Source organism: Bradyrhizobium iriomotense, assembly GCF_018129405.1.
Classification (GTDB): domain Bacteria; phylum Pseudomonadota; class Alphaproteobacteria; order Rhizobiales; family Xanthobacteraceae; genus Bradyrhizobium; species Bradyrhizobium iriomotense_B.
Genome location: NZ_JAFCLP010000046.1, coordinates 1 through 6,082, shown reverse-complemented (window position 1 = coordinate 6,082; position 6,082 = coordinate 1). Strand labels below are relative to the sequence as shown.

6 protein-coding genes are annotated in these 6,082 nt (G+C 64.8%); 4 read left to right on the top strand and 2 right to left on the bottom strand.

What is annotated here, in order from left to right; all coding sequences use genetic code 11:
• Positions 1-255: 255 nt before the first annotated feature.
• Positions 256-1,536, bottom strand: a complete 1,281-nt coding sequence (locus tag JQ592_RS38095) for a flavin-dependent oxidoreductase (RefSeq protein ID WP_211407839.1) — start codon at positions 1,534-1,536, stop codon at positions 256-258.
• 140 nt (positions 1,537-1,676) lie between these two features.
• On the opposite strand from JQ592_RS38095, the gene JQ592_RS38090 reads away from it, so the two are divergent.
• Positions 1,677-2,297 carry a glutathione S-transferase family protein gene (locus JQ592_RS38090; RefSeq protein WP_211407838.1) on the top strand — a complete coding sequence of 207 codons (621 nt, stop codon included), beginning with the start codon at positions 1,677-1,679 and terminating at the stop codon, positions 2,295-2,297.
• Between the two features lie 204 nt (positions 2,298-2,501).
• On the opposite strand, the gene JQ592_RS38085 is transcribed toward JQ592_RS38090, so the two are convergent.
• On the bottom strand, positions 2,502-3,419 hold the full coding sequence (locus tag JQ592_RS38085; protein WP_211407837.1) for a LysR family transcriptional regulator: 918 nt from the start codon (positions 3,417-3,419) through the stop codon (positions 2,502-2,504).
• A 91-nt stretch (positions 3,420-3,510) separates the two neighbouring features.
• On the opposite strand from JQ592_RS38085, the gene JQ592_RS38080 reads away from it, so the two are divergent.
• From JQ592_RS38080 to JQ592_RS38070, 3 genes are all read left to right on the top strand, one after another.
• Positions 3,511-3,954 (top strand): nuclear transport factor 2 family protein, encoded by a 444-nt coding sequence (locus tag JQ592_RS38080; protein ID WP_211407836.1) that lies wholly within the window; start codon positions 3,511-3,513, stop codon positions 3,952-3,954.
• Between the two features lie 50 nt (positions 3,955-4,004).
• Complete coding sequence (locus JQ592_RS38075; protein ID WP_211407841.1) at positions 4,005-4,175, top strand: DUF1127 domain-containing protein; 171 nt, start codon at positions 4,005-4,007, stop codon at positions 4,173-4,175.
• A 381-nt stretch (positions 4,176-4,556) separates the two neighbouring features.
• Positions 4,557-6,082: HAMP domain-containing protein (locus tag JQ592_RS38070; protein ID WP_246821073.1), on the top strand; the 1,526-nt coding region annotated here is incomplete at its 3' end.

Below are 6,082 nucleotides of genomic sequence, written 5' to 3'. Positions count from 1 at the left end.
TCCGACCAAACCAAAAACCAGCCGTGTTCCGGGCCAGATCGAGTTCTGCTATGCATAACTTCCCCGGACACCCCTGCCCTTGCGGGAGAAGGTGGCGCGAAGCGCCGGATGAGGGGTTGCTTCAGCGAATACGAACGCGCGAGAGTCCGTGCGGAGAGAACCCCTCACCCGAGTGAGTCTGTGTCTACCGGCGACGCTGCCCTCTCCCACAAGGGGCGAGGGCACATTCATGCGCATCTTGCTTCGCGCGAGAGTTCAAGCCCCGACCCGCTTCGCCGCAGCACTCACGATCGGCGGCTTCGCATTCAGCGCCTCGACCTGGAAGCCCGCAACGCGCTTGTAGTTCGCGGCGATGTCTTCCAGCTCCTGCTGCGACAGCACGTCGGTGACGACCTCAAAGCCGTCGGGCGCGCGCTCCTCGACGAGCTGCATCACCTGCTCGGGGCCGTTCTTGCGGTTGAGCAGGACGAGGTCGGTGGTCGCGGGCCGGCGCTCGGCTTCATAGGCGAGCAGCGCCGCTTGCGTCGGGCCGTGCGCCAGGATCTCGCGGGTGATGACCCGGGCATCGAGGATCGCCTGCGAGGCGCCGTTCGATCCGATCGGGTACATGGGATGCGCGGCATCGCCCATCAGCGTGACGCGGCCGAAGGTCCATTGTGACACCGGATCGCGGTCCACCAGCGGGTATTCATAGGCGTGCGGGCAGTTCCTGATCAGACCGGGGACGTCGAGCCAGTCGAACTGCCAGCTTTCGAACCAGGGCAGGAACTCCTCGAGCCGCGCCGTGCGGTTATAGTCCTCGCGTCGCCACTGATAGGTTGGCGGCATGTGGCGCTCGGCGACCCAGTTGATCAAATGGTTGCCCGCCGCATCCGGTGCCTTGCTGATCGGATAGCAGACGAATTTCAGGATCTCGTGCCCGGCCATGATCATGGTGCGGCCGGTCAGGAAGGCTTTGGCCGGCGTGACGCCGCGCCAGAGGATGCGGCCATTCCAGATCGGCGGGCCTTCGTTCGGGTAGAGCTTTTCTCGCGCAGCGGAATGGATGCCGTCGGCGGCGATCAGGATCGCGCCTTCGTAAGTGCCGGCGGCCTTGCCGGTCGCCTTGTCGATGAAATCGGCGCGCACCCCGTCCGCCGTCTCGGTCCAGCCGGTCAGGTGATGGCTGGTGAGGATATTGTCGCGGCCGAGCCGCTCGACCGCAGTGTCCAGCAGCAGCTGCTGCAGCGTGCCGCGATGGATCGAGAATTGCGGCCATTTGTAGCCGGCCTCCAGCCCGCGCGGCTCGCTCCAGATCGGCTTGCCGTGCTTGGAGAAATAGGCGAGCTCGCGCGTGCGCACGCCGCTGGCGTCCAGCTTGTCCATCAGCCCGAGCTCGATCAGCTCGCGCACCGCATGCGGCAGCACGTTGATGCCGACGCCGAGCGGCTTCAGTTCCGCGACGCTCTCGAACACTTTTGCGGGAACGCCGATCTGGTGCAGGCTGAGCGCAAGCGTCAGTCCGCCGATGCCGCCACCGGCGATGAGAACTGTCATGACAAAACCCCTCCGATTGCGGGCGTCTTGGCACAGGCGGGCGGATGTGGGCAACTGCGAAGAGCAAGGCGCGTAGAACAGCGTGCTATGGACCTCGGCGCCGACAGCCGTTAGTTTCCAATTTTCCCATGAGGTCCGACATGCTCAAGCTCTACTACGCCACCGGCACCTGCGCGCTCGCCACCTACATGACCCTGGAGGAGGCCGGCGCCGACTACACGGCAGAACGGCTGAGCTTCAAGGACAACCAGCAGAACAGCCCGGACTATCTCGCCATCAACCCGAAGGGCCGGGTGCCGGCCCTGCTGACTGACCGCGGCGTCCTGACCGAGACGCCGGCGATGCTGGCCTATATCGCGCAGACCTTCCCCAAGGCCAAGCTCGCGCCGCTGGACGATCCCTTCGACTTCGCCCAGGTGCAGTCGTTCAACTCCTATCTCTGCTCGACCGTGCACATCAACCATGCCCACAAGATGCGCGGCGCGCGCTGGGCGACGGAGGAGAGCTCGTTTGCCGACATGAAGGCAATGGTGCCGAAGACCATGGCCGCCTGCTTCAAGCTGATCGAGCAGAAGATGTTCAAAGGTCCCTGGGTGATGGGCGATCAGTTCACGATCTGCGATCCCTACCTCCACACACTCTCGAACTGGCTCGAAGGCGACAGCGTCGACATCAACGCCACGCCGAAGATTGCGGATCACTTCAAGCGCATGTCGGACCGCCCCGCGATCCGCAAGGTGATGGACGCGCAGAAGGCGTAGGAGTGCGGCCACACATTCCCCAGTCGTCCCGGGCAAGCGTAAGCGCAGACCCGGGACCCATACCGCGGAATCTATCGGTCGTGCTTGGTAGTAGTACCGAACGACCAGTCTTCGCCAAAGCACGTCCTGTGGCTATGGGTCCCGGATCGGCGCGCGCTTGGGGCGCTTGTCCGGGACGACACTGTGCTTGTTGAAGCTGTAGACTTATCCAGCTCTCCGCTTCTCCAGCTCCCGTCCCGTCTCCAGCATCAGCCGGCGCAGCCAGATTGAGCCGGGGTCCATCTGGGCCCGCGTCGGATGGAACATGAACTGCTCGTCGATCCCGGGGTCGAGCGGCGGCGTCACCGTGACGAGGCCGAGCTGCTTCGACAGCGCCGCGATCAACCGGCGCGGGACGAAGGCGACGAGATCGGTTCGCGCCGCGACGTGCAGCGCTTCGAGATAGCCTGACACCACCAGCGCAATGTGCCGCTCGATACCTTTGCTACGCAGCCAGGTGTCGATCAGATCCTCGGGCTGGCCGCGAATGATCACGCCGACATGGTGCGCGGCCAGGAATGTCTCGCGCCGCTTCAGCTTCGCGCCAGCGGGATGGCCGCGCCGCACCGCCAGCGCGTCGCTGTCGGTGTAGAGCAACTGGCGGTGAAATCCCTTGAAGGCGTTGCCGATCGAGATCACGAGGTCGATGGTGCGGGCGAACTCGGCGTGGAAGATCGCCGGTCCCCGCCACGGCACCACGTCGATGCGGACGTTGGGCGCAAGGCGTGTCACCTTCTCCATCAAAGGCGGCATCAACAGCTCGACCGCAAGGTCCGGCATCATCAGGCGGAATTGCCGCTCGCTGCGCGCGGCATCGAATTCATCAGGCACGAACAATCCGCGGACCTGGTCGAGCGCCTGCGCGAGCGGTGCGCGCAGGGCCTGCGCCCGCGGCGTCAGCTCCATCCGCGTGCCGGTCCGCACCAGCAGCGGATCGCCGAAGATATCACGCAACCGTTGCAGCGCGTGGCTCGTCGCCGGCTGTGACAGCCCGATCCTCATGGCCGCGCGGCTGACATTGGCTTCGCGCAGCAGCGCATCGAGTGCGTTTAGTAGGTTGAGGTCAAGCGAATTCAAATTCATCAAGCGAATAGATATCATATTCTCTATCGATTTGAAGAATGATGATCGCCCGACGATGATCTCCGCGTTGCCACCACACGGAGATGCCGCCATGAGCGCGAGCGCCAACAAGAAACTGATGCAGGACATTTTCGCCGCCGCCGCCAACCCCGATCCGGCCGCGCGCGACCGCGCCCTGTTCACTGCAAGCCTTGCCGACGATGCCAGATGGGTCGTCACCGGCCAGTATTCCTGGTCGCGCACCTTCACCGGCAAGGAGGCGATCCTCAACGATCTGCACGGCTATGTCCGCACCCGCCTGCGCGACCGGACGCGAACCGTGGCTCACCGCTTCATCGCCGATGGCGACATCGTCGTGGTGGAGGCCAAGGGCGACAACGTCACGCCCGAGGGCGTGCGCTACGACAATGATTACTGTCTCGTGTTCCAGTTGGAGGACGGCAAGATCAAGGAGATCCGCGAGTACTGCGACTCGGTCCTGACCGAGAGGGCGCTGGGTCCGTTTCCGCAAGCACCCGTGAGGGCCGCGAGCTGAGCGGATTGGACGACGTCGCGTCCACCGGCCGGTCCCGTCCGCCACAGCCGGTGAGGTTCGTGCGGCTTTGGCGGACGCTGGTGGACCTCATACAGGCTCGGCGCGAGCGGTCCCGGGCCCGATGCCAGCTCGCTGCCATGACCGAACGGGAGCTGCAGGACTGCGGCATAACCCGGTCGGAGATTGCCTACGAGCTGCAGAAGCCCCGCCGACGCAAATGAAGAGCCGAGCGTGCGCCGGTCCCGGTCGGGGCCGGCATCGGCGGCGCTCGCGCCCCCACGGGCTGGATCGAGAGCGCGGCTGGCAAAGTGACGCAGGCGACCGCCGAACCAAGGTCCATCGGGACGCCCGATGCGACGATCTGCGCGCGTCTGCAGGGCCATGCGCCAAAGCCTTGCGCAACTGCCGATAAAATCAGCAGATTTTGTATGAGCCCGGCGCGCTGGCGCGAAGAATCAGAAGGTTCAATTAACGAGTGTCCCCCATTGTGTCGCGGTGCAGCGTGGGTCGTCGGAAAACGGCGCGCGGCTGCCAGGGTGGCCGGTGACGATCGCCGGAGGTTCGGCCGCTCGAAGTCACATGCATCTGGGTGGACAGTGGGAATGCCGAAATTTCGTTTGCGGATCAGGGGACGCCTGTACGCAGGCTTCATGGCCCTGGTGGCGGTTGGTGTCGTGATGGCGGTGGTTGCCGTCTGGAATTTGCGGGCCGTGCAGGATCAGGTCGCCAAGCAATCGGCGCTTTCGGACAGCACCGCGCGGGTGCTGGAGATATCGACCCACCTTCAGGCGATCCAGCGGGCCAATTTGCGCTACATCTACGACGCCAGCGAGCCTGCGATGAAGGAGGCTTCGGAACGGGAAACCGCGGCGACCGAGCTGTTGAAGGTCGGGGCGAAGGGGACGGCCTCCGGGGAGCGGCGCAAGCTTTACGAAGGCCTCATCAGCGACATCGCCAAGATGAAAAGCCTGCGTGACAATCTCGGGGACGCTGTCAACGAGGCGAGAACCGGCAAGGCGACGCTGCTGCCGAGCGGTGACGAATTGACCGTCAAGATGGGCAAGCTGGTCGATGTGGCCCGAGCTGCCGTCGATGAGGACACCGCGGCGCTCGTTGCGGACCTCGAATCCAGGCTGCTCCAGGTTCAAATCGCCAACTGGCGTTTCCTCGCCCTGCGCGACACCAAGGGGCCCGCCAACTTCAGAACCAATGTGGACAGGGCGATGCAGCGCCTTTCGGCGCTCGAAAAGAGCCCGCAGGCGACGGAATTGCGAACCGTGCTCGCTCCGGTGAAGACCTCGCTCGGCATCTACAAATCCGCGTTCGAGACGACCTCCGCGGCGATGCTCCAGGCCGACGAGATCTACCACAAGAACCTCGCCCCGCTCATCGTCGAGAGCATCGGCAAGCTCAAGGTCGCGGAAACCACGTTGAAGAAGGATTACAAGGAGTCGCGCTCCGCCGCCGAAGCCGTGATCGAGGGCACGACATCGGTGCAGATGATCGCGGGCGGCCTCGCCGTCCTGTTCGGACTGATCGTGGCCTTCCTGATCGCCCGCAGCATCGTGGGTCCATTGACCTCGATGACCCGGGCGATGGGGCTGCTGGCCGGCGGCAATCTCGCGGTCGAGATCCCCGGCCGCGGCAAGGCCGACGAGATCGGCGACATGGCCAAGGCGATTGAGGTGTTCAAGGACAACATGGTCGACACCGAGCGCCTGCGTCACGAGCAGACCGAGATCGAGGCCCGGCAGGCCGAGAGCCGCAAGGCTGACATGGTCAGACTCGCAGACCAGTTCGAGCAGGCGGTGGGCGAGATCGTGAATACCGTGTCGTCGGCCTCGAGCGAGCTCGAGGCCTCTGCCGGGACTCTGACGGCGACCGCCTCGCGCGCCCAGGATATCTCCACGGAGGTAGCGTCCGCCTCCCAGGAAGCTTCGGCCAATGTTCAGGCCGTCGCCTCGGCCACCGAAGAGCTGTCTTCCTCGGTCTCCGAGATCGCGCGCCAGGTGCAGGAATCCGCCCGCATCGCCAGCGAAGCCGTAGGCCAGGCGAGCCGGACCAACGAGCGCGTCGGCGAACTGTCCAAGGCCGCCGCTCGCATCGGCGACGTGGTCGAGCTGATCAA